This is a genomic window from Thioalkalivibrio sp., assembly GCF_041690275.1.
GTDB lineage: Bacteria > Pseudomonadota > Gammaproteobacteria > Ectothiorhodospirales > Ectothiorhodospiraceae > Thioalkalivibrio.
On the sequence record NZ_JAWLHP010000005.1, the window covers coordinates 35,233 to 57,573 of the forward strand.

The following is a 22,341-nucleotide window of genomic DNA, read 5'->3' on the forward strand; positions in this document are numbered from 1 at the left end:
GGCACCCTCCACCCAGGAAAACACACTAGTGGCATCCACTTCCGCCGGCAAGTCAGGGCGCCTGGTCGGCAGCCGCGAGCAGGCTGGCGTTGCCACCCGCCGCCGTGGTGTCGATGCACAGGTGGCGCTCGACCACGTAGCGTTCCGGCGCGATCAACGTGGTCTCCAGCGGCACGATGGGCCCCGGCCGCCCTGCGAGGGCGATGCGCAGGGCGCGGGTCCAGGCTTCGGGACCGGCAGCCGCGACCGCCAACACCCCGGTCATGCCGGTGAGGGCATCGGTCGCGACTGTGCCGTCCAGCCCCGTCACGGGAGCCCCGGCATCGATCAGGGGTTGTGCCGCAGCCTGCGCACGCGGCGCGGCGATGACCACCGGGCAGCCCGCTCTCAGGGCCTGCACCGCCTGGGCCATTGCGGCTTCGATGCCGGCCCCCAGGCACAGCACCAGGCCCTTCGGATGCAGGCCGAGGCGGTTGCTCTCGCCGGTCGGGCCTGGCAGGGTCTGCGGTTCCGTGTCGAAGGCCGTTGCTGCCGCGAGGGCCTGATGCAGCAGGCCCTCGCGTCCGGGCAGGGACCGTCGCAGCACATCGACGCGGTCCGTGCGCGCCGCCCAGTTGCGCCCATCCAGGCGCTCGATCGCTGACTGCAAGGCCGTTGCGCGGATGACCGGGTCCTGCGGTGCCTGCGTCGGGGCCGGTGGTGTGACCCGGCGTCCGAAGCGCGTGAGGTACAGCGGTCCGCCGGCCTTGGGACCGGTCCCGGACAAGCCCTCGCCGCCAAAGGGCTGGGAGCCGACGACGGCGCCGATCTGGTTGCGGTTCACGTAGATGTTGCCGGCCCGGATACGGTCCACGACCTGCTGCACGCGGTCATCGATGCGCGTATGCAGTCCGAAGGTGAGGCCGTAGCCGCGGGCGTTGATGGCATCCACCACGCGATCGAGGTCGCGCGCCCGGAAGCGGGCCACGTGCAGCACGGGTCCGAAGACCTCGCGCTCGAGGTCGTCGATGCCGTCGACCCGAACCAGCGCCGGTGCCACGAAACGGCCGGTCGCGGGCACCGGCAGCGCCTTGATCAGCCTCCCGGCCCGCGCCTGCGCATGGACGTAGCCTGCGATATCCTCCTCGGCCGCCGCGTCGATCACCGGCGACACATCGGTGTCGGTCTGCCACGGATCCCCGATGACCAGGGCATCCATCGCCCCCTGCAGCATCTCCAGCAACCGCTCCTCGGCCTCCTCCTGGACATACAGCATGCGCAGGGCGGAACAGCGTTGACCCGCGGACTGGAAGGCCGAGAGCAGGATGTCACGCACCGCCTGTTCGGTCAGGGCCGTACTGTCGACGATCATGGCATTGAGCCCGCCGGTCTCGGCGATCAGTACGGCGTCCGGTCCCGCATTCCCGGCAAGGCTGCGATGGATGATCTGCGCGACCTCGGTCGACCCCGTGAAGCAGACCCCGGCGATGCGTGGATCGGCCGTCAGTGGGCCGCCGACACCGGGGCCATCCCCGGGCAACAGCTGCAGTGCCGCCTCCGGCAATCCCGCCCGCCGCATCAGCTCGACCGCCCGGGCGGCGATCAGCGGTGTCTGCTCCGCAGGCTTCGCCAATACCGCGTTGCCCATCGCCAGGGCGGCAGCGATCTGGCCGGTGAAGATCGCCAGCGGGAAGTTCCACGGGCTGATGCACACGAACACGCCGCGTCCGTGATGCGGATCGTCCGCTTCCAGTCGGTCGGCCTCGGCGGCGTAGTAGCGCAGGAAATCCACCGCCTCGCGGACCTCGGCGATGCCGTCCTGGAGGGTCTTGCCGGCCTCGCGGCTGGCGATGGCGATCAGCTCCGCAACGTCTTCCTCGTAGAGATCGGCGACCCGCCGCAGGATGGCGGAGCGTTCTGCGACCGGCCGCGCCGACCAGTCCGCGAAACCGGCCTGCGCCGCCTCCAGGGCGCAGGCAACCTCGTCCGCGGTTGCATCGTGGACCGTGCCCACGATCCGGGCGGGATCGGCCGGCGCCACCGCGACGCGCTCCGCGCCCGCCGGTGGGCCGGCGCTTGCAAGCATCGGGCCGGCCTCCCAATGGGCGTCCGCGAAGGCATCGCGTGCGGCGATCAGCGGCCCGCTGGAGGCGGGTTCCTGGATGCGGTAGCCGCGGGAATTGCGTCGCTGCGGCGCGAACAGATCGATTGGCTGACGAATGGCCGGATTGCTCACCGCGCCACCCAGGGCCCGCAGCTCGCCTACCGGATCGCGGGCGATCTCGGCAGGAGTGATGCTGGTATCGACCACCTGGTTGACGAAGGAACTGTTGGCGCCGTTCTCAAGCAGTCGGCGCACCAGATAGGCGAGCAGGTCGCGATGTGCCCCCACCGGCGCGTAGATGCGGCAGTGCGCGCCGTGCCCGTCGCGCACGCTGGCGTGCAGCGACTCACCCATGCCGTGCAGGCGCTGGAATTCGAAGCTGTCCGGGTCGTCGCCGGCCATAGCCAGTACAGCCGCGCAGGTATGGGCGTTGTGGGTCGCGAACTGCGGGTAGATGCGGTCGCGCCGTTCCAGGAGCATGCGAGCGCACGCCATGTAGCTGACATCGGTGCTCACCTTGCGCGTGAATACCGGGAAGTGCTCCACGCCCAGTTCCTGGGCCAGCTTGATCTCGGTATCCCAGTAAGCCCCCTTGACCAGCCGGACCATCATGCGGCGATCCAGCCGCCCGGCCAGTTCGTACAGGGCCTCGATCACCGGCGCGGCCCGGCGGCCGTAGGCCTGCACCACCACACCGAAGCCGTCCCAGTCGGCCAGTTGCGGGTCATCCAGCAGCGCCTCGATGACATCCAGAGACAGTTCGAGACGGTCCTGCTCCTCGGCATCGATGTTGAAACCGATGCCGGCACGGGCCGCCTGGCGGACGAGCTCCCGCGCGCGTGGCACGAGGTGGGCCATGACCGTGGACGCATGGGTCGTCTCGTAGCGCGGATGCAGGGCCGAGAGCTTCACCGAGATGCCCGGGCTCGAGCGCACATCGGCCTTGGCCTGGCGCGCAATGGCACCAATCGCCTCGGCATAGGCAGCGTGGTATCGCCTTGCATCGGCATCGGTGCGCGCCGCCTCGCCGAGCATATCGTACGAGTAGGTGTAGCCCTGGCGCTCGCGCTCACGGGCATTGCGCAGGCCCTGTTCGATGGTCTCAGCGAGCACGAACTGCCGGGCCAGCAGCTTCATCGACTGACCCACCGCGGTACGCACGACGGGTTCGCCCATGCGCCGGATGAGGCCGCGCAGGGCTGCGACGGGTTTCTGCGGGTCGTCCTTGAGAACCTTGCCGGTGAGCATCAGGGCCCAGGTCGATGCATTCACCAGCGGGGACGACGAGTGCCCGAGATGGGCTCCCCAGTCGGAAGGCTCGATCTTGTCATGGATCAACTCGTCAATGGTCTCGGCATCCGGCACCCGCAGCAGGGCCTCGGCCAGGCACATCAACCCGACGCCCTCCGCAGTGGAAAGCCCGTATTCGGCGAGAAAGCTCTCCATCATCGAGGGGGCGGTCTCGGTGCGCACGCGCTGCACAAGCTGCGTTCCGGTGACGGCAATCGCCTGCCGTGCCGCCGCATCCAGCTGCAGGCGGTCCACCAGGTCCGCCAGCAGGTCGGTCTCGGAGGCCGAAAGGCAAGCGCGGATCCGCTGCCGGCAATCGGAACCTGTCGTCTCACTCATCGCTGTATCCTCCCGGACCCCAGTGCTTCCGGAAAAGTCGGTACGGTTCGCTCCCGGTCTGCGGTGGAGAATGGAGGAGGGATTTCAGCGTGATTGCAGCAGAAACCGCCATCTTTATGGCACCGAACCCGGAGCGGGGCTCGGGTCGACTGTAGATCAATCGAGGAGACACGCCGTGAATAGACGTCGTTGGAACCGGAGGATGGTGGTATGGACACTGGTCGGTGGGGCCCTCGCACTCGGTGCCGTAGCCCCGGCGGGTGCGGATGACACCGTTCGCCCCGGCTGGGGTCTGATGAATCCGGAGGAGATCGCGCAGCATCGGGAGGCCGAGCATGATATCGCCGGGTTCTACCAGGGCGCGTTGGCGTTGGACCGGAACCCGACCCTGGTGGTCTGCGCATACGGGTTGAACGTCCGCAACTGGCCTTTCCTGCAAGCAGGCCGCGCGCGCCGGACGGCTTGGGTCGGTCGCGGCCGGTTTCCCGACCGCCTGGTGGCTGGCAGCGCGGCGTCTGCTGCCGACTCAGCGCAGGATGAAGACTGACACCGGCAGCCGCTGGGCGAGTTCCCCGGCGTTGGAACTGATCAGGTGCAGCCGGTCCGCGACCCCGGGGATGTGGGATGCCATCACCACCAGATCGGCCCCGATCTCCTTCTGGGCCTGGACGAGCTTGTCATCCAGTTCGATGGTCACGTCGGTACTGTCCATGGTCCGGGAGTCGGTCTTGATGCCATATTCCTCTCCCTGCTGGCGGGCAAAGTCCGCGAGGTGACGGGCAAGTTCCTCGGGCGTCCTGGCCGCCCGATTGGGCACGCGTCCGGCAACGGTGACGTAGTGGACGGTGGCGTCATACTGCTTGGCCAGCCCTGCGGTGACCTCCAGACTCTTCTGCATGCCGTCGATGTGCTTGAGATCGACTGGAATCATGATCTTGTCGAACATCGGTGTTTCCTCCTGGTTCGATGCATTAGCGCAAAGGGCCCTTGCACTCTTTGCGCGATTCCCGGCCGGTCCGCAGCGGCCGAGCGCTACGCGAGGGACACGATTCGGCACCCACATCCCGTGCAGGCTCCTCCACAATGCCAGAATATTGGTTAACAAGGCCAGAGCCCGCTCCCACGAGGACAGGGCATGGTGGGTGGTAGGAGCGGCTTCCAGCCGCGATCAGCGGCGAGTCCGGTACCCGGGACCATCGCGGCCAGAGGCCGCTCCCACGGGGGTGGATCAATGCACAAAAAAAGGATCAGAGGCCATAAGCTTCTGATCCTTTTCTTGATTGGCGCGCCCGGAAGGATTCGAACCTCCGACCACCTGGTTCGTAGCCAGGTACTCTATCCAGCTGAGCTACGGGCGCCCTGTTGCAGTCGCGCATTATCTGGTTCTGAGGGGATGGATGCAAGCCCCGTGGCTCGGTTTCCCGACCCCGGTTCGACACGGACAGGCGCCTCAGTGCCCCTCGTGAGGCGGCACCGGGCCGTAGGGCGAACTCCGGGTACGGTCGTGCTCGTGCATCCGATAGTGCACGAAACGCCCCAGGTCGCGGAAGTGCATGAAGGGGTTGCCCTGGACCTCTTCCTCGAGCGTGGAGCTGGGCTTTTCCGCGTAGTTGTGTCCCGGGTGGATACGGGTCTGACGGGGCAGGCCGGTTCGCAGGTCCCTGAGGGTGTGAAACATCTGCTCGGGATCGCCGCCCGCCAGATCACAGCGGCCGCAGCCGAAGACGAAGAGGGTGTCGCCGGTGATCAGATCGTCGCCAGCAGGCAGGTGAAGGCAGGCCGAACCCGGCGTGTGGCCCGGCGTGTGCAGGAAGCGGATCTCGGTGTCGCCCAGCACGAGTTGGTCGCCGCCGTGATGAAGCTGCGGCCGCGTCAGGGTGCCTCCCCAGAAGTCGGCCTCGGGCTTGAGCAGGTGCACCCGGGCATTCGGGGCGTCCTCCAGCACGCGTTCGATGCCGTTGATGTGGTCGTGGTGGCTGTGCGTCAGCAGCAGGTCCGTGATCTCCAGGCCGCGTTGTTCGGCGAGGCGTACGATCGCTTCCGGTTCCCAGGCCGGGTCCACCACGGCGGCGCGGCCACTGGACACGTCCTCGATCACGTAGACAAAGTTCTCCATCGGCCCGAGTTCGAGGGCGCGGATGCGATAGGGCAGCGCGGATACGGATTCAGGCATATGGAATGGGACACCCGGCCCCGGGGATGGGTTCGGACTCGAGGGTCGCCGAATCCGAAGGGTGACGCAAGGATCGGCCGCGGCTGGCGATGCGTCGCCCCCAACGGAAGGGGCCCGCCGCACGTGCGCCCGGCGGGCCCTGGACTGTGGACTGGATCAGGGGTCTCAGCTGAAGGCCTGGCCCGGGTTGACGCCGACCTTCTTCAGGATGATCGCCAGGGGGCAGAAGCCGGTGAAGGCCGACTGGACGAGGTTGATGCCCACAAAGGCGGTCAGCAGGAGCCAGGCCGGGCTGACCAGCCAGGCCAGCAGGGCGCTGAGCAGCACGACAATGCCGGCGCCCGCGAGTACCATTTGGTCAATGCTCATCTTCGTTTCTCCGTTCTATATTAAGTTACTCTAATCTACGCTGATGCCGCGCCGCGGCGCAAGGTTAACCGGACGCCTTGCATGGATGCCTCAGCGGTCCTCGATCCGTATATAGTCGCGCGCCTGGTGGCCGGTGTAGAGCTGCCGCGGCCGGCCGATGCGCGACTCCGGATCCTGCATCATCTCGTTCCAGTGAGAGATCCAGCCGACCGTGCGGGCCAGCGCGAAGATCACGGTGAACATGTTCAACGGAATCCCCATCGCGCGCAGGATGATTCCGGAGTAGAAGTCGACGTTTGGATAAAGCTTGCGCTCGACGAAGTAATCGTCCTCCATCGCGATCTCCTCCAGCTTCATCGCGACGTCGAACAGCGGCTGGTTCGCACCGCCGCCGATCTCCGAGAGCATCTTGTGGGCGGTTTCGCGAATGATCTTCGCGCGGGGGTCGTAATTCTTGTAGACGCGGTGGCCGAAGCCCATCAGGCGGAACGGGTCGTCCTTGTCCTTGGCGCGCGCAACGAAGTCCTCGACCTTCTTGCCGCTGTGCACGATGTCCTCGAGCATCATCACGACCTTCTCGTTCGCGCCGCCGTGCAGCGGGCCCCAGAGCGAGGCGATGCCGGCGGAGATGGCCGCGAAGGGGTTGGCCTCCGAACTGCCGGACAGACGCACCGTGGAGGTGGAGGCGTTCTGTTCGTGGTCGGCATGCAGGACCAGGATCAGGTCCAGCGCCCGGACGAAGATGGGGTCGGGTTCGTAGGTGGCGGTGGGGACACCGAACATCATCGCGAGGAAGTTGCCGGTGTAGGACAGCCGGTTCTTCGGATACATGAACGGCTGGCCGTTCGCGTACTTGTAGGACCACGCGGCGATCGTGGGCATCTTCGAGATCAGTCGGTGCGCCGCGATCTTGCGGTGCTCCGGGTTATGGACGTCGCTGGAGTCGTGGTAGAAGGCGGAGAGCGCGCCAACCACGCCGACCATGATCGCCATCGGGTGGGCGTCGTGCCGGAAGCCGTCGTAGAACCCCCGCACCGCCTCGTGCAGCATCGAGTGTTCCTTCATGATCTGCGAGAAGCCGTGCAGCTCGTCCGAAGACGGCAGTTCGCCGTTCAGCAGTAGATAGCACACCTCGAGATAGGTGCTGTGCTGTGCGAGCTGTTCGATCGGGTAGCCACGGTAGAGCAGAGTGCCCTTGTCACCGTCGATGAAGGTGAGGGCGCTGCTGCAGCTCGCCGTTGACAGGAATCCGGGATCGTAGGTGAAGTAGCCGAGTTCCTTGTACAGGGTCCGGATGTCGATGCAGTCGGGCCCATGGCTGCCCACGTTCACGGGCAGCTCGATGGACTTGCCTGTGCTGTTGTCGGTTAGCGTTACGGTCTTGGATGTCATAGGGCTCCTCGCGCCTCGTGCGTTCTGAAGTCCAACAGGGGTACCGCGTCTTGCGAGTGTAATCCGTTTTTTAGTGCACCGCACAAGAGTGCGTCATAGCTCCAGGCCGAGAAGTCCAGCCAACTCGCGGCTGGACATCACGTGACAATAGATCATGTTGATCACCTCCAGCTCGTGCCGGTGCAGTTCCATGGTGCCGGCCGCACAGCAGTCCTCGACCACCAGCACGTTGAAGCTCTCGTCCGCCAGGCTGCGTACGGTGGAGGAGATGCACTGGTCGGTGTAGATGCCGGCCACCACGACGTTGCGGATGCCCATGTTGTGCAGGGTCAGACGCAGATTGGTCCCGGTCAGCGCGCTGTCGGTGGTCTTCGTCATCACGATCTCGCCCGGGCGCGGTGCCACCTCCGGCATGATCTGCGATGCCTGCGAGTCGAGCGGCATCAGCAGGTTGTTCCACCCCGGCTTCTTCTGGCTGAGCGAGCGGTCGCGCCCGTCTTCCAGCAGACAGGCAATACGTGCGTGCAGCACATCCATTTGCTTGTCCCTGAAGGCATCCTGGAGCACGCGAAGACCGGGCAGGACCGTCTGCCGCATCCGCAGCTGAAAGGGTTCCCACAGCGCCCGCTGCGCCGGATCTTCAGGCAGGTCCAGGCCATAGTCCTGTACATCGATGCACAACAGCGCGGTCTGTGCCGGATCGAGATCGGGATCCTCGGGCTCGGGCGCGCCGGCGTAATAGAATGAGCGGTAATCCGTCTTCCAGTTCATGGCATCTCCCGCGTCGCGGTCCATCGAGCGTTCCTGCCTGCCGTGTGCCACGGGATGGTCCGGCCGGCAAGCGATCATTGCGATGCATGTCACTCCGGGATCGGTGGATCGGTCGCGAATCGAGGTGATCGTCCCCTTACCCTCACTCCTCTCCCGCAGGCGAAGACGAAGATCCCGGGCGCATGGCGCACGATCTTCAGGTGGATTGCACCAGTCGAGTCGGTGCCGGAAGATGATACGCGGTCACCCGCCAACCGGTACAGCGGCGCTTCCCGCCCGCGCCCGGAGGCGTCCGGCTTGCCGATCGACCGCGATAGCGTGGGAAGAGGGGAACGTGAGCTACGTCATTCGACACTGGCACGGCGAGCTGAGTCTGCCGATCGCGTTCTGGGTCAACTTCGTTGCGTTGAATCTGGTGCTGCTGGCACTGAGTCCGGGCGTGGAGCGCGTGCTCGTGTCGATGTCGCTGGATGAAGACCCACAGTTCATGGCCCGCATCGCGCTGCTGCACGTCGGTATTGTGTACGGCGTGGTCTACCCGTGGCAGATCGTCGGTGTCTGGCGCTCCGCCGGCCGCTGGGTTGTCCAGCAGCGCCGGCGTCTCTGGCCGGTCGCCAGCCGCGCGGTACTCGTGCTGAGCCTGGGCGTAACGGCGCTCACGGCCCTGAGCGGCGCCGCGATCTACCGGGACATCGTGGCCATTGCGCTCGGACCGGACCGCTACGCGGACTACACGCTCGAGCGCGTGGGCGACGGCTCGTTGATCCGTCTCCAGGGCCACCTCGGTTACCGGGTGGCGCGGGATCTGCGCAAGGCACTGGCATCGGAGCCCGAGATCCATGGCATCATCCTGGACAGCCCCGGTGGGTGGATCTCCTCCGGGCGAGGTGTCGCTCGGGTCATCGCTGAGCATCAGCTCAACACCTACTCCTTCGACGGGTGTCACTCCGCCTGTGCGACCGCCTTTATCTCCGGGCGCAACCGGTATCTTGCGGACGAGGCGCGGCTCGGGTTCCATCAGTATGCAGTCCCGTTCGGAGGTCTGGAGCCCCATTCGAACATGTGGCTGGAGCAGCAGCGGGATCTGCAGCACTTCCGGAGCCAGGGCGTGACGCCATCCTTCCTGCGCCGCCTCTTCCAGGCGGAGCATGGCGACGCGTGGTACCCCACGCAGCGGGAGTTGCTCGCGGCCCGCGTGATCTCCGGCGTGGTCCGCTCCGAGGAGGTGCTGTTCGGGACCAACCCCGTCACTGGGCAACCCTGAGCGACCAATGATCGCTGGCCGTTCTCTCCCGACGAAGACGGGAAAGGGCTGAAGGAAACACCTCCCCCGGATAACCGATTCAGCGCTTCGATGCCGGGACCGACGCGGACACAAGCTCCACCCGCAGCGGATCGCTCTCGCTCTCCCACACGCCGACCTCCTCGGTGCGTCCATCGGCATCCTGAACCAGGTAGCTTCGGTGACCATGGTGGCGCAACGTCCGGGCGATATTGTTCAGGCCGGCCGCATCGTCCGTGCTGACGACGGCCGTGCGGGTGCCCGGCAGCGTCCACATGCGGGCATGGCCACTTTGTGCAAGGTCATCGGGCGGCCGGGGCGCTCCGGCGCGGTCCAGCCAGCGGATGACATCCGACGTGCTGCCCATCACCAGCAGCGGGGTGTCCGGATCGAAGTCTTCGGCCCGCTCGGGCGCGAAGCCCAGTACCGCGCGGGCAAAGGGCTCCAGTCCATCCTGCATCGCGATCAGACGGGTATCGGGGTCCAGGCTCACCGTGCGCAGGACGGGGGGTGGATCCGGCAGGCGCCGCAACACCTCGTGGTGCGGATCGGCGCTGAGCGCAACCGGTCTTTCCTGCAGCGCGACCCGGAAATCGGTGCGCCGATCGTCCAGCGTGACGACGTGCCGCTCCACGCCCGATTCGGTCTCGATCTCCAGCGGTACGCGCAGTGGCCACGGGGGCTCGTCCTGCGCCTGTTCCAGGCTCCCATTGACCCACCAGCGGCCCTGCTCCTCGCTTGCGGCGACGGAGTGCAGGGCGAGTTCGGGCAGGCGAGGGCGCTCGAGCCAGGGTTCGAAGAAGGCGTGCAGCTCCTCGTCCGCGGCATCGCTGAAGGCGCGAACGACGTCGTTCCAGCTCGCCACGCCGAACACGTGCCGTTCATTCAGCAGGCGCGCGCCGGATGCGAAGGCCTCGCTGCCGATGCGCTCCTCGAGCATGCGGAACAGCATCGCCCCGCGGTTGTAGCCGACAATGCGGTTGGCACCCTGGTTGCCGCCCTGAAAGGTCACCAGCGGGCGGTCGAGTTCCTCGGGGAGCCACGCGAGGTCCAGCAGCCAGCGGCGTCGCGTGTCCGCCGCGTCTCCGCGCTGCTCGTCGAGATGGTAGTCCGCCATATAGGTGGTCAGTCCTTCGGACCAGTTCCCGCTCTCGTAGTCGATGCGCACCCCGGTGCCCCACCAGTTGTGCATCAGCTCGTGAGCCAATGACGTGCGCGGGATGAAGGGCAGCGGGATCACCCGCTCGCCGAGCAGGGTGAAGCCGGCGAAGGCGAAGCCCACGGGCATTGGCGAGGCCGCGACGGTGAAGCTCTGATAGGGGTAGGGACCGGCGCGATCGACGAACAGCGGCAGGTAGTTGGCGGAGTGGTCGAGGTAGTTCTCGGCATGGGCCCGGTCGAGCTGTGCCGGGAACAGCGTGCGGACCCGGACCCCGTCGACGAGCCGCTCGCGTTCCTCCCAGGGGCCGGTGGCCACGGTGATGGCATCGGTGCCTGGGTGCTCGTAGACGGCGGCATAGCCGCGATCGTCATTGCGCGGGGAGGCGGACAGCGACCCCGTGGCAACGAAGCGCTGACCCGGTGGAGTTCGGCCCTCGAGCCGCAACGCGAAGGCCTCCTGTTCGAAGCGGGGGTACCAACCGGGACCCTCGGGCAGGAAGCCACCCTCGGGGGTCAGGAAGAGGCGGCTGCGTTGCGGATCTGCGTCGGGCAGTCTGCCGCCCCAGCTTAGCCGGATCTCACCGGCCGCTGCTGCGGGCACGTCGAGCCGGTACTGACCTGGCTCGACCGAAATGGCATCGAGGGGCCTGCCGGCGGCCTCGACTGCCCTGAGGTCAAGATCGTCGAGGAGCGTGAACGAATGGGAACCAGCCGTCAGCGGCAGTCGCAGCTCGCCCTGCAGCGTTCCGGTGGCGGGATCCAGGTCGAGGCTCATCTTCCAGAGAGGATCGGCCACCGCGGGAAGGGGAAGGAGCAGCAGGACGCCGAGCGCGATCCGCGGGAGCAGTGTCTCGGGATACCGGTCCCTGATCACGGGTTCAGTCCCCCATCGCAGGGAAACGGGCGAGCAGTTCCATCTCTTCGCCGTCCCGCAAGACCGTGAGAGGCATCACGTTGCCGGGCTGCTGGCGGCGAACGACGGCCTGGAGATCGCCCGGCACCTGGGTCTCGCTCCCGGACGCGCTGGTGATGACGTCGTCGGCCTCCAGGCCGGTCGCGGCCGCGACCGAATCCTCCATCACGGACCGGACCCGCACGCCCGCAGGATCGTCCTCGATGCGCACGCCGAGCAGCAGTGGACGGGGCGGCTCGTGACGGTCACCGTCCGCAAGCGCGAAGAACGCATCAGCCATGCCCGAAGGAGGCGCCTCCGTACACGCGGGGTCAGCCTGCCATGGAAGCAGGACTCGCGCGTCGGTGATTCCGAGATCACGCAACTGGTGCGGGACGCCATGGCTGTATTCGAGGTGCCCAGAGCCCATCACTCCCACGGCGAGTCGATCATCGGCGACCGCTGCAACGAGCCCGGCAGCCATTGCCCGGTCCCAGATCAACTGCCCGGATACGAAGCGTTCGAATCCGTCCCCTTCGTCCGCACCGGTTGGATGCTCGGCGAACACGGCGCCCAGATAATCACGATAGCCCTCGCTCGCCGGCGTGGGTGGCGTGATGTGGTACCGCGCCTCTGGTGGGACCGTCTCCCAGCCCTCGCGCATGATGCGGGCGATCAGCGGCTGTTCAAGGTTGATCGCCAGCAGCGGGATGCGGTGCATCCGCGCAAAGTGCAGGATCGGCAGGTAGAGCCGGACATCAAAGCCCCACGCCTGTCCCCAGTTGCTCTGTTCCACGAAGGCGCTCTCGTCCAGCTCGCCTGCAACCCAGGCGTCGAGGGCCGGCTGTGCCGAGCGCGGGAGCATTTCGAGCCCGATGACCATGTCGGGGCGGTATGCATGCAGCGCGGCGAGCGTGTGGAGCTGCCAGCGGTGGTGCTCCATGCGGTCGTGGCGCTCGCCGAGCAGTACCACCTCGGCCTCGGCGAGATCCTGGAACAGTTGATCGGGCGAGAGTTGCTGACCGGTGCTGTCGCGCCATTCTCCCGGCGAGATGCACTCGGCACCGGCGGTACCCGACAGCAGGGCGGCTAGAAGCAGGGATGCAGAGAGGACGCAGGATCGCCGGCAACAAAGACCTTTCATCGTTGGCTCCGGAAGGCGGGCAATGCGCTTGGGATTCCCGTGTGCCAGGGAAAGTTCATCGGACTCCTGCAGGGGTCCCGGAGTCCGTGGTGCGCTCCCGGTTCGTTCGCTCCGGGCCGGTCCGCTCTCAGGGCCGGTGTTGCCGCCGGAGCCTCATGGCTCCCGCCAGCGAAGGCCTCGGGCGGCCGGGGGTCAGGAGGAGGGCGTCTGCATGGCCTTGTAGATCAGAAAGATCAGGAGCCCGATGATGACCAGAACGGAGGCGCCCAGTGCGGCGCCGGTGAGCCAGACGATCACGTTTCCGTATTCCATCCAAACCCCTCCCCTTGTCGGTTTTTTTGTCCACAAGAGCATAGGGCGGGTCATTCCCAAAGCGCAAGGATTTTGGGTCCGGCCGTTCTTGCGTCCGTTCAGCTCTCGGGGTCGACGCCGAGCTTCCGTGAGCGCCCGACGGTAAGGCTGGTGATGGCCAGGAAGACCTCGCGCAGGAAGGAGGCCAGCGTCCCGATCAGGAAGAACATTGCTGCGATGAACAGGCCGCCGATCAGGATCGCGTGACTGGCTCCGAGCAAGGCCTCCACGAACATCGTGACGATCAGGACGCAGACCAGCAGCGCAGTGGCGATTCCCAGCGTGATCCCGACGTAGACGAGCCGCGCTCGGCGATCGAGTATGCAGAGTTCGCGCAGGGCACGCTCCCGGACCTCGCCATCGGCATCGCGGAGCACTTCCTCGAGATGGCGGCTGCGATCCACCACCCGCGAGAGCCGCGAGACGAAGGCGTTGATGAACCCCGCGATGCCGACCAAAAGGAAGACGGGCGCGACGGACAACTGGATGGCCTGGGAGATGTCCATGATCGAGGGGAGGGTCTGCATGCGCAATGGCCTGTTACCGGGGAGGAGCAGGGCGGGGTTGAGCCTTGCGTAGCATCCCTGCGCACGTACCGAGTTTCAATCGCTTGAATTCCTTTTGACACCCCTTGATAAGCCGGTACAATACGCGCTCCGAACGCGACAGGCGCGTAGCTCAGCTGGTTAGAGCACCACCTTGACATGGTGGGGGTCGTTGGTTCGAGTCCAATCGCGCCTACCAAATAAAGATGAAAAAACAGCCGCTTGGCGCAAAACGCAGGCGGCTGTTTTCTTTTCTGGGCACAGCATGGTGTGCCGTGCAGCCAATACGCGTGTTTGAGGGGGACAGTACACCCGTTTCTCCGCCGCCCGAGTGCTCTGCGGGGTCATCAGAAGGTGAGCAACGGCCCGGATGGCGCCGGGTTCATTCCCGGGGAGCGGAACCACGCGAAGGTGCGTGGCGAGCACCGCAGACACGGATATCGGTGTCCTGTCCCGGGAAACGAAAGCTCGGAAACCGGACTCGCGCAGCGCGACAAAGCGGTTTATGCTTCCCTCGCTTGACAAACCTGATCAGAGGAAGCCTCCGATGCGCATATTGTTGTTTCTTCTTTTGCTTATGACCGCGAACACCGTCGTCGCCGTGGACTTCGGCCAGCTCAACGAAGCCGTGGACCAGGGCAAGGCCATTGAGTCGGTGGACCAGCAAAAGGCGACCGAAGCGGTCATGAAGCAGGACGTAAAGAAGGCCTACGAGTCGGTCGACACGCAGCAGGCGGTGGAATCGGTCGACAAGCAAAAGGCACTGGACGCCCTGACCAAGTAGACCGTTCCGCAGACCCGTGATCGGCGTCCGCACAGCGCACCGGCCACCGGGATAAGCCATCGATGACCGCCCACCGTCCGACACGCACGTTACGTACGGGCGGCATCGACTTGCCCGCTATCAGCGACAGTCGCCGACCGTGACGATCCGGGTGCACCGCGTTGATTCGCGGTGATCTCCAATGGCCCTTCCGGGCGTTCGGGCCGAGTCACCAGAATCAGGAGCGATCCATTAGCGTCGTAAAGCAGGTGCGTAAGCGCGAGGTGTTCGGCTGGGCGATGTTCGATTTCGCGAACCAGGCCTACACGCTCCTGATCATCACCGTCGTCTTCGGCGACCTGTTCACGCGGGTCATCGTCGCTGACGCGCCGGACTATCGTCTCGGCAATCTGCTGTGGAGCCTGGCCCTTGCGGTCAGCTATCTGATGGTCCTGATCGCGGCTCCGGTGGCGGGTTCGGTGATGGACGCCACCCGTTCCCGCAAGCGTTTCCTTCTCGTCTCCTGGCTGTTGACGGTGTTCACGACGGCGGCTCTGTACCTCGTCGAGCCGGGCCTGATCGTGCTCGGCATGGTGCTGATCGTGATCTCCAATTTCGGATACGCGCTCGGCGAGACCTTTATTGCGAGTTTTCTGCCCGATCTCGGTCCCCCGGAACGCCTGGGCTGGATCTCGGGGTTCGGATGGGCGCTCGGCTATGTTGGCGGGCTGATCGCGACGGCCTTCGCACTGGCGCTACTGGGGGACGTGTCGGCCGACAATTTCGAACGAATCCGGTGGGTCGGGCCGCTGGCCGCGGCGTTTTTTCTGGTGGCCGCGCTTCCCACCTTTAGCCTGCTCCGGGAACGCGGGCCCCGACGCGCGGTTCAGGGCCGTCTCCAGCTGACCATGGGGTTACGCCGCGTTGGCCGAAGCCTGGCCACGCTTCGGCAGCGTCCCGACCTGCGGGACCTGTTCATCTCCGTGTTCTTCATGATGGCCGGGATCTACATCGTGATCTCGTTCACCTTCATCTACGGTTCGCAGGTCATTCGCTGGGACGAGTCGACCCGTGTCGCGATGTTCATCGTGACGCAAGTGACTGCCGCGATCGGTGCGCTGGCCTTCGGGTGGCTGCAGGACCGCGCGGGGCCGTTGCGCATCTTCCGGTTTACGCTCGTGTGCTGGGCGCTCGCGGTGCTCGGCCTGTTTCTGACGCCCTGGCTGTCGGAGCAGCTGACCGGATTGCTGCAGCGGCCGATTCAACCCCAGCAGGTCTTTCTGGGGGTTGGGGCCATGGCGGGGCTGTGCCTGGGTTCGGCGCAATCGGCTGGACGCGTGCTGGTGGCGTTGATGGTGCCGGGGAGCGAGGCCGGACGCTGGTTCGGCTTCTGGGGACTGGCCACCAAGGGCGCGGCGATCTTCGGCCTGATGGGAATCGGCCTGCTGCAACTCTGGCTGGGACTGGCGAATGCGATCCTGTTCTGCCTGCTGCTCTTCCTTGCCGCCTTCGTCGCCACCCTGCGGGTCCGTCTTCCCGCTCGGGCGCATTGAAGGGCAGGTATTTCCGGGGACAGCACACGCATCTCCTTGCAGCCTTCCCCGGGAGCGTCATAAGAGGGTTCCGGGAACAGACTCATAAATCTGTCCCCTTTCCACGTGTTCCCTTTCCACGGAAACCGGAAACCAAGGCGGTCGCTTGCTTACCGTTATATTCCGCGCTATATAACGACTCAGCTCAGAGGGACACATCGTGAAGACACACGTCGATGGCCGGTTTTGGCTGAATGTGGAGGGCAAGGGCTTCCTGGGGCTGGGACGCATCGAGCTGCTGGAGCAGGTCGAGGCCACGGGCTCGATCTCGGCGGCCGCCCGCGCGATGGGCATGAGCTACAAGGCCGCCTGGGACTCGATCGACGCAATGAACAACCTTGCGGACGAGCCCCTGCTGATCCGGCAGGTCGGCGGCCGGCACGGCGGCGGCACGCGGCTGACCGAGTACGGAAAACGGGTGATTCGCCAGTACCGGGCTGCGGAACATGAGTACCAGCGCTTCATGGACCTGATGCGTCAGAACCTGGAACGCCTGGGCCGGAAGGATGCCCCCGACGGCTGGAACTTCATGCGGAGATTGACCATGCGTACGTCGGCACGCAACCAGTTTCAGGGCAGGGTTGTCCGCTTCACCGAGGGGGCCGTCAACGACGTGATCACCGTCGATATCGGTGACGGCATCGAGATCTCTGCCGTGATCACGCACGAGGCGGCGCATTCCCTGGACCTGCTGCGGATGGGGCGCGAGGTGCAGGTGCTGATCAAGGCCTCCTTCGTGATCCTGTGCGAGGCGGAGGCGGTCGACGGGATGCGCTACAGCGCCCGCAACCGGCTCTGTGGAACCGTGAGCCGGATCCAGCCGGGGGCAGTGAACGCCGAGGTTAAGCTTGACCTCTCCGCCGGGCGGACACTCACGTCCATCGTGACCATGGACGCGGTGAACGAGGGGTGGCTTGAGGAGGGTGGGCGCGCCTGCGCGCTGGTCAAGGCCCCGCACGTGATCCTCGCCGTCTCTGACTGAATCGTCTCGAAGACACCCACCTTCCCTGACGGAGCAACCCGGAGATGAGACGTCTGATTCTTGCCTGCATGCTTCTGCTGGCGACCGCGCCGGCGGCTGCCACCGAATTGCGGATTGCCGTTGCCGCCAACTTCACCGCGACGCTGGAACGTCTTGCGGAGGCCTACGCCCCGGAGAACGGGGTCCCTTTCGCGATCAGCAGCGGCTCATCGGGAAAGCACTTCGCCCAGATCAGTCAGGGGGCCCCCTTCGACATCTTCTTCTCTGCCGATGATCAGCGGACCGGGGATCTGGTCGCGAGCGGCCATGCGGTGGCCGACAGCCGCTTCGTCTATGCCGAAGGGGTATTGGCGCTGTGGAGTCCGGATCCCGCAGTGGTCCCGGAAGACGGCGCAGCGTTTCTGAAGAGCGGGGACTATGGTCACCTCGCGATCGCCAATCCGCGGGTGGCCCCCTATGGTGCCGCGGCCGAGGCAGTGATGAAAGCACTCGGCATTGATCCCGGGCCGGGCCGGCTCGTGACCGGGCAGAGCATCGGTCAGGCCTTCAGTTTCGTCACCACGGGGAACGCAGAGGTCGGGTTGGTGGCTCTGTCCCAGGTCATCACACACGAACGTCAGAAGGATGCCGCCGGGTCGCGTTGGATTCCGGAAGCCGACAGCTATCCGCCGATCGTGCAGGAGGTGGTGCTCCTCGCCGCTGCGCGAAATCCGGAGGCCGCGCGTGCGTTTCTGGATTGGGTCCGAACCAGTGACGCGGCGCACGCGGTGATCGAAGCGGACGGCTATCGTCTGTGAGGGTCACCCAGGATCTCGTTCGATAGGCATCCGCGGGCATGCTGCACCAGTGGATCAGTCCGCAGGACATGGCCGCCCTGTGGCTCACGCTGAAACTGGCCGCGGTGACGACGGTGGTTCTGCTGATCCTGGGAACGCCGCTCGCCCTCTGGCTGGCGCGCACGCGGTCGCGCTTCAAGCTGGCGGTGGAGTCGGTCGTGGCCCTTCCCCTGGTGCTGCCGCCGACGGTCATCGGTTTCTACATCCTGATCCTGCTGGGCTCGCAGGGGCCGATCCAGGCGCTGGGAGGCCCTTCGCTGGCATTCACGTTCACGGGCCTGGTGATCGGTTCGGTGGTCTACTCGCTGCCGTTCGTGGTGCAACCGTTGCAGAACGCATTCGCGGGCATCGGCACCGGAGCCCTGGAGGCTGCCGCCTGCCTGCGGGCCGGACCCTGGGACCGCTTCTTCACGGTGGTGATCCCGCTGTCGCGGCGTGGCTTGCTCACCGCGATCACGCTGGGTTTCGCCCACACGGTCGGAGAGTTCGGGGTCGTGCTGATGATCGGGGGGAATATTCCTGGGGAAACCCAGGTCGTGTCCATCGCGATCTACGACCATGTTGAAGCGGTCGACTATGCATCCGCCCATGTGCTCTCGGGATTGCTGCTCGCGCTCTCGTTCCTGATGCTGTTCGTCCTCTATGCGATCAATGGGCGTATCAAGATGGTGATGCCGTGAGGAAGGCCCCACTTTGACGATCGAACTGCGGCTTGACCTGGAGCGGCCCGGCTTCCGCCTGACGATTGACACCGAGGTCCCTGGGCGCGGTGTGACGGCCCTGTTCGGACGCTCCGGCTGCGGCAAGACCACGCTGTTGCGATGTGTGGCAGGGCTCGAACGCTCGGTCCGCGGCCGCCTGGTGGTCAACGGGGAGACCTGGCAGGACGCAGACCGGTTCACCCCGGCGCACCAGCGCCCCCTGGGATACGTGTTTCAGGAGGGACAGCTGTTTCCGCACCTGTCCGTAGAGGGCAACCTGCGCTACGGCTACCGGCGGATCCCAGCGGCGGAACGGGTTGTACAGCCCGAGGAAGTCACGAGACTGCTGGGCCTGGAAACGCTGTTGCAACGCCGGGTCACCGAGATCTCGGGCGGACAACGCCAGCGCGTGGCCATGGGCCGGGCCCTGCTCACCAGTCCGCGCGTGCTGTTGATGGACGAGCCGCTTGCTGCGCTGGACGCGATCAGCAAGGCCGAGATCCTGCCGTATCTCGAACGCCTGCATGACGAACTCTCCGTTCCCGTCCTCTATGTGAGCCACGCGATCGACGAGGTGTCCCGGTTGGCGGACCACATGCTGTTCATGGAAGACGGGGCCGTCCGTGCCGAGGGCGCGTTGCGCGAGTTGATCACCCGCAGAGACCTGCCGCTCGCGCACGCGGAGGGAGCGGCGGCCGTGATCGAGGCACGCGTGACCGGTCACGACGACCGGCATCACCTGACCGAACTCGAATTCGACGGGGGCAAGCTCGTGGTCTCGCGGGAGCATCTTCAGCGTTCCGTACGAGTGCGCGTGCGCATCATGGCGCGCGATGTCGCGATCCACCTGACACGGCCCCGGGATTCGAGCGTCCTCAACTGCGTTCCCGCGCGAGTCCTGGACGTATCGGACGACCCCCATCCCGGGCACGTGCTCGTCCGCCTCGCTGTCGGGGATTCGACCCTGCTGTCGCGTATCACCAGACGCTCCCTCGCACACCTGGCGCTGCAGCCCGGGACCGATGTGTATGCGCTGGTAAAGAGCGTCGCGATTACCTAATCCCGGGTGTGCTCTTCCGGAGTTAACCTCAGATCTGGTGTACGGGGGGGTAGGAAGGGTGGCGTATCCTGCTGGCTGGTCTCGCAAGATCACAGCCAACAAAAGGAAGGCTACGCCATGACCGAGTCTACAGATTTGACAATAACTCGATGAGGTGTTTTGGCGGCGCGATATCGAGACCATTTGTCGTGGCCATTTGGGTCTCCCCTGATAGAGCGCAGGTCAGCGGTGATTGACTGATGAGCACAAAGCTTCCCCTGATTGTTTTGGGTGCGCTGTTGATCCTGTTGACCGTGTCAATGTTGATAAGGAGCCGGCGACAGGGGCTTCGGGATCGGAAGGCGCTGTTGGCAGGTTTGATGATTCCTGTGATGATGCTGCTGTTGTGGCTCGCGGTGATGGTGTTTGGTGGCGAGCCTGGCCCGCGTAAGATGTGATGCGGTACCCGGGTATGGCAGGATGCGGTGATGACTCGAAAAGGCGGATTGGGTTGCATGCGCAGGAGGGTGCTCGGGGGCCTCGGAGGCGGTGCGCGTTGGCTCGGCGGCGCTCTGGCTTCGTTGGCCTGGGGCGGCGAACCTCGGTTCTGGTTTAGTGGGTCGCCGTGGTGCGGCCCACGCCACCGTCCGGCCGGGTGATCGGCGTGATGCTCGCGTTGGCCTGGGCGTCGACAGCCATTGCCTTCCACCCGCAGCACTCCGCGCCGGTCCAGTTCGCGGCGCCACTGGTTGTCACGCTGTCTGGCTTGCAGGCATTGCTGCGCCTCGGGAGCCTGCCGCCCCGAGGCGCGGGTGCGGCCGACAGGCCCGGCGGATCAATCGTGCCTGCCGTGGCTGTCGTACCGGTAGCGCTTCTGCTGGTCATTCCGGTGGTGTGGCTGGCGATTGCGGTTGGATCGGCTGGTTGCTGTCCATTTGGCGGGACCTCGTGATTGCCGCTGCCGGCCTGACGGTTCTGCTCCGGGTCCTGGGACGGGCGCGCCGTCGGTTTCTGCTCGGGCTCGTGATCGGACTGGCGCCCTTTACCTCGGCCGGTGCGACAGAAGGCGGTGGCAGCGTCTATCCGTATGGACTCAACACCGTCGCAACCGGTGTGCTGCCGCCGCCGGGACACCATCTCTATCTGTACAACCTCTACTACACGGCGGATCGCGCAGTGGATGGCGACGGCCGTGATGCCGTCCCGGATTTTCAGCTGGACGTGCGGGCGCACACGCTGCGCTATCTCGGGGTCCTCGATACGCAGATCCTTGGCGGCAGGCCGGCATGGCTGCTGGCACAGCCGTTCATCGATGGCGATCTGGAGGTTGGGCCGTTCGGCGACGGTCGGCGGGGGCTTGGTGATACCACGACGGGCATCATGCTGGGCTGGAAACGTCCCCACTCGCACGTGATTGCGGGGCTCGATCTGACCCTGCCGACGGGCGCTTATTCCACCACTCGGGCATTCAACCCCGGCCGCAACCATTTTGCCGGGACATTCTACTATTCCCTGACGCGCCCGTTCGCAGAGCACTTTGACGCCAATCTGCGCGTTAATCTCACCGTGAATGCCAGAAATCCGGACACGCGGTACCGTTCCGGGGTCGAGTCGGGAGCGGATTATTCGCTGAACCGGCGCTTCGGTTCGCGTTGGCTGGCGGGCGTCAACGGCTACGTCCAGTATCAATTGACCGACGACAAACTCCGGGGCGAACAGGTCGCGGAGGACGGTCGGCGGCTGCGGGTCTTCGCCATTGGTCCGCAGGTGGCCTACCGGGGCGATGGCTGGGGCATCGTCGGCAAGTGGCAGCGTGAAACCGGTGCCCGCAACAGGGCGGAGGGCGACAGGTTCTGGCTGCAGATGTTCTGGCGCCTGTGAAGCGCGACACGTGGCATTGGGGGCCGGCGCTGCGCGTGTTCACCGCCAGTGCCCTGGTGCTGGCCGTGCTGGTCACCAGCCTGTGGCTCTCCGGCCTGGCGCTGCGGCATCTCGATTACGGGTACCCGGTCTTTTATCACCTCCTCGACATCGAACAGACCATCGAATACTACGGATCGCAGAACCGCTTCCGGGAAGGCTTCGAGCAAACGGATGCGGCTCAGCACCGGGCGCTGTTCCGCGAGATCCGAATGGCGATCCACGACGGCGGCCAGGGCCTGGATGCGATTGAGTACAGCTTGCCGGACGGGCGCAGCGTCGCGATGTTGCACGAGGCCGAGATCATCCATCTGAAGTCCGTGGCGCGGCTGTTCACGGGCTTCGACTGGCTCAGCTGGGGGCTGATGCTCCTGCTGCCCCTGATCCTGTGGTCGCGCTGCGCCGGAGGGGTGCCGCTGGCCTCTCTGCGCGTGGTGGCGCCGACCCTGTTGCTGGTGGCGGCCGGGACCACCCTGCTGGTGTTCCTCCTCGGTCCGAAGCGCCTGTTCTATCTGCTGCACGAGTGGGCGTTCCCGGCGGGCGAGCAGTGGTTCTTCTACTACCAGGATTCGCTGATGACCACGCTGATGCAGGCGCCGAACCTCTTCGGTGCCATCGCCGTGGCCTGGGCAGTGCCGTCGGTGCTGCTGTTCATGCTGATCTACGGCGCCTGCCAACGCACGGTGACGTGGTGCGTCGGCGGAAGAGCCTGACCT

The 22,341-nt window shown here is 65.7% G+C and carries 20 protein-coding genes and 2 tRNA genes; 12 read left to right on the plus strand and 10 right to left on the minus strand.

The window, feature by feature from the left end; all coding sequences use genetic code 11:
- Positions 1–52: 52 nt before the first annotated feature.
- Positions 53–3,712, minus strand: coding sequence for a bifunctional proline dehydrogenase/L-glutamate gamma-semialdehyde dehydrogenase PutA (gene putA, locus ACESMN_RS01580; RefSeq protein ID WP_373051833.1), 3,660 nt, complete (start codon positions 3,710–3,712; stop codon positions 53–55).
- Between the two features lie 295 nt (positions 3,713–4,007).
- Between putA and ACESMN_RS01585 the strand changes: the two genes are divergently transcribed.
- Positions 4,008–4,259: a hypothetical protein gene (locus tag ACESMN_RS01585; RefSeq protein WP_373051834.1), complete on the plus strand. Its 252-nt coding sequence runs from the start codon at positions 4,008–4,010 to the stop codon at positions 4,257–4,259.
- Here ACESMN_RS01585 and ACESMN_RS01590 read toward each other — a convergent pair.
- The 6 genes from ACESMN_RS01590 to ACESMN_RS01615 form a co-directional block, all read right to left on the minus strand.
- Complete coding sequence (locus ACESMN_RS01590; protein WP_373051835.1) at positions 4,239–4,658, minus strand: universal stress protein; 420 nt, start codon at positions 4,656–4,658, stop codon at positions 4,239–4,241. The two genes, ACESMN_RS01585 and ACESMN_RS01590, sit on opposite strands and share 21 nt — an antisense overlap.
- A 335-nt stretch (positions 4,659–4,993) precedes the next feature.
- Positions 4,994–5,070: transfer RNA gene (locus tag ACESMN_RS01595), tRNA-Arg, on the minus strand.
- A gap of 92 nt (positions 5,071–5,162) precedes the next feature.
- Complete coding sequence (locus ACESMN_RS01600) at positions 5,163–5,885, minus strand: MBL fold metallo-hydrolase (protein ID WP_373051836.1); 723 nt, start codon at positions 5,883–5,885, stop codon at positions 5,163–5,165.
- Between the two features lie 165 nt (positions 5,886–6,050).
- Positions 6,051–6,254 carry a DUF2892 domain-containing protein gene (locus tag ACESMN_RS01605; RefSeq protein ID WP_373051837.1) on the minus strand — a complete coding sequence of 68 codons (204 nt, stop codon included), beginning with the start codon at positions 6,252–6,254 and terminating at the stop codon, positions 6,051–6,053.
- 90 nt (positions 6,255–6,344) lie between these two features.
- Positions 6,345–7,646: a citrate synthase gene (locus ACESMN_RS01610; RefSeq protein ID WP_373051838.1), complete on the minus strand. Its 1,302-nt coding sequence runs from the start codon at positions 7,644–7,646 to the stop codon at positions 6,345–6,347.
- A 93-nt stretch (positions 7,647–7,739) separates the two neighbouring features.
- A complete protein-coding gene (locus ACESMN_RS01615) occupies positions 7,740–8,417 on the minus strand; it encodes a cysteine hydrolase family protein (protein WP_373051839.1) in 678 nt (225 codons plus the stop codon).
- Between the two features lie 334 nt (positions 8,418–8,751).
- Between ACESMN_RS01615 and ACESMN_RS01620 the strand changes: the two genes are divergently transcribed.
- Positions 8,752–9,681 (plus strand): hypothetical protein, encoded by a 930-nt coding sequence (locus ACESMN_RS01620; protein WP_373051840.1) that lies wholly within the window; start codon positions 8,752–8,754, stop codon positions 9,679–9,681.
- 79 nt (positions 9,682–9,760) lie between these two features.
- Here the strand turns inward: ACESMN_RS01620 and ACESMN_RS01625 are convergent, their stop codons facing one another.
- The 3 genes from ACESMN_RS01625 to ACESMN_RS01635 form a co-directional block, all read right to left on the minus strand.
- Positions 9,761–11,734 carry a M1 family metallopeptidase gene (locus ACESMN_RS01625; RefSeq protein WP_373051841.1) on the minus strand — a complete coding sequence of 658 codons (1,974 nt, stop codon included), beginning with the start codon at positions 11,732–11,734 and terminating at the stop codon, positions 9,761–9,763.
- A 4-nt stretch (positions 11,735–11,738) separates the two neighbouring features.
- Positions 11,739–12,896 (minus strand): ChaN family lipoprotein, encoded by a 1,158-nt coding sequence (locus ACESMN_RS01630; protein WP_373051842.1) that lies wholly within the window; start codon positions 12,894–12,896, stop codon positions 11,739–11,741.
- Positions 12,897–13,306: 410 nt separating this feature from the next.
- Positions 13,307–13,774, minus strand: coding sequence for a DUF2721 domain-containing protein (locus ACESMN_RS01635; RefSeq protein ID WP_373051843.1), 468 nt, complete (start codon positions 13,772–13,774; stop codon positions 13,307–13,309).
- A 140-nt stretch (positions 13,775–13,914) separates the two neighbouring features.
- Here ACESMN_RS01635 and ACESMN_RS01640 point away from each other — a divergent pair.
- The 10 genes from ACESMN_RS01640 to ACESMN_RS01685 all read left to right on the plus strand — a co-directional run bounded on the left by ACESMN_RS01640 (position 13,915) and on the right by ACESMN_RS01685 (position 22,338).
- Positions 13,915–13,991, plus strand: a tRNA-Val gene (locus tag ACESMN_RS01640).
- A gap of 348 nt (positions 13,992–14,339) precedes the next feature.
- A complete protein-coding gene (locus tag ACESMN_RS01645) occupies positions 14,340–14,576 on the plus strand; it encodes a hypothetical protein (RefSeq protein ID WP_373051844.1) in 237 nt (78 codons plus the stop codon).
- A gap of 230 nt (positions 14,577–14,806) precedes the next feature.
- Positions 14,807–16,108, plus strand: a complete 1,302-nt coding sequence (locus ACESMN_RS01650; RefSeq protein ID WP_373051863.1) for an MFS transporter — start codon at positions 14,807–14,809, stop codon at positions 16,106–16,108.
- Between the two features lie 199 nt (positions 16,109–16,307).
- Complete coding sequence (locus ACESMN_RS01655; RefSeq protein WP_373051845.1) at positions 16,308–17,129, plus strand: TOBE domain-containing protein; 822 nt, start codon at positions 16,308–16,310, stop codon at positions 17,127–17,129.
- 44 nt (positions 17,130–17,173) lie between these two features.
- Positions 17,174–17,926: a molybdate ABC transporter substrate-binding protein gene (gene modA / locus ACESMN_RS01660; RefSeq protein ID WP_373051846.1), complete on the plus strand. Its 753-nt coding sequence runs from the start codon at positions 17,174–17,176 to the stop codon at positions 17,924–17,926.
- A 38-nt stretch (positions 17,927–17,964) separates the two neighbouring features.
- Positions 17,965–18,645, plus strand: coding sequence for a molybdate ABC transporter permease subunit (gene modB / locus ACESMN_RS01665; protein WP_373051847.1), 681 nt, complete (start codon positions 17,965–17,967; stop codon positions 18,643–18,645).
- 13 nt (positions 18,646–18,658) lie between these two features.
- Entirely contained in the window at positions 18,659–19,726 is a 1,068-nt protein-coding gene (modC, locus tag ACESMN_RS01670; RefSeq protein ID WP_373051848.1) for a molybdenum ABC transporter ATP-binding protein, read from the plus strand.
- A 239-nt stretch (positions 19,727–19,965) separates the two neighbouring features.
- On the plus strand, positions 19,966–20,163 hold the full coding sequence (locus ACESMN_RS01675; protein ID WP_373051849.1) for a hypothetical protein: 198 nt from the start codon (positions 19,966–19,968) through the stop codon (positions 20,161–20,163).
- A gap of 466 nt (positions 20,164–20,629) precedes the next feature.
- Positions 20,630–21,586, plus strand: a complete 957-nt coding sequence (locus tag ACESMN_RS01680; RefSeq protein WP_373051850.1) for a transporter — start codon at positions 20,630–20,632, stop codon at positions 21,584–21,586.
- Between the two features lie 35 nt (positions 21,587–21,621).
- Positions 21,622–22,338, plus strand: a complete 717-nt coding sequence (locus tag ACESMN_RS01685) for a DUF1461 domain-containing protein (RefSeq protein WP_373051851.1) — start codon at positions 21,622–21,624, stop codon at positions 22,336–22,338.
- The last annotated feature ends 3 nt before the right edge of the window (positions 22,339–22,341 follow it).

What these genes read in the sequence shown, in the direction of transcription:
- putA (WP_373051833.1), bottom strand. Translation starts at nt 3,712, where the DNA reads ATGAGTGAGACGACAGGTTCCGATTGCCGGCAGCGGATCCGCGCTTGC.
- ACESMN_RS01585 (WP_373051834.1), top strand. Translation starts at nt 4,008, where the DNA reads ATGAATCCGGAGGAGATCGCGCAGCATCGGGAGGCCGAGCATGATATC.
- ACESMN_RS01590 (WP_373051835.1), bottom strand. Translation starts at nt 4,658, where the DNA reads ATGTTCGACAAGATCATGATTCCAGTCGATCTCAAGCACATCGACGGC.
- ACESMN_RS01600 (WP_373051836.1), bottom strand. Translation starts at nt 5,885, where the DNA reads ATGCCTGAATCCGTATCCGCGCTGCCCTATCGCATCCGCGCCCTCGAA.
- ACESMN_RS01605 (WP_373051837.1), bottom strand. Translation starts at nt 6,254, where the DNA reads ATGAGCATTGACCAAATGGTACTCGCGGGCGCCGGCATTGTCGTGCTG.
- ACESMN_RS01610 (WP_373051838.1), bottom strand. Translation starts at nt 7,646, where the DNA reads ATGACATCCAAGACCGTAACGCTAACCGACAACAGCACAGGCAAGTCC.
- ACESMN_RS01615 (WP_373051839.1), bottom strand. Translation starts at nt 8,417, where the DNA reads ATGAACTGGAAGACGGATTACCGCTCATTCTATTACGCCGGCGCGCCC.
- ACESMN_RS01630 (WP_373051842.1), bottom strand. Translation starts at nt 12,896, where the DNA reads ATGAAAGGTCTTTGTTGCCGGCGATCCTGCGTCCTCTCTGCATCCCTG.
- ACESMN_RS01635 (WP_373051843.1), bottom strand. Translation starts at nt 13,774, where the DNA reads ATGCAGACCCTCCCCTCGATCATGGACATCTCCCAGGCCATCCAGTTG.
- ACESMN_RS01645 (WP_373051844.1), top strand. Translation starts at nt 14,340, where the DNA reads ATGCGCATATTGTTGTTTCTTCTTTTGCTTATGACCGCGAACACCGTC.
- modA (WP_373051846.1), top strand. Translation starts at nt 17,174, where the DNA reads ATGAGACGTCTGATTCTTGCCTGCATGCTTCTGCTGGCGACCGCGCCG.
- modB (WP_373051847.1), top strand. Translation starts at nt 17,965, where the DNA reads ATGCTGCACCAGTGGATCAGTCCGCAGGACATGGCCGCCCTGTGGCTC.
- ACESMN_RS01675 (WP_373051849.1), top strand. Translation starts at nt 19,966, where the DNA reads ATGAGCACAAAGCTTCCCCTGATTGTTTTGGGTGCGCTGTTGATCCTG.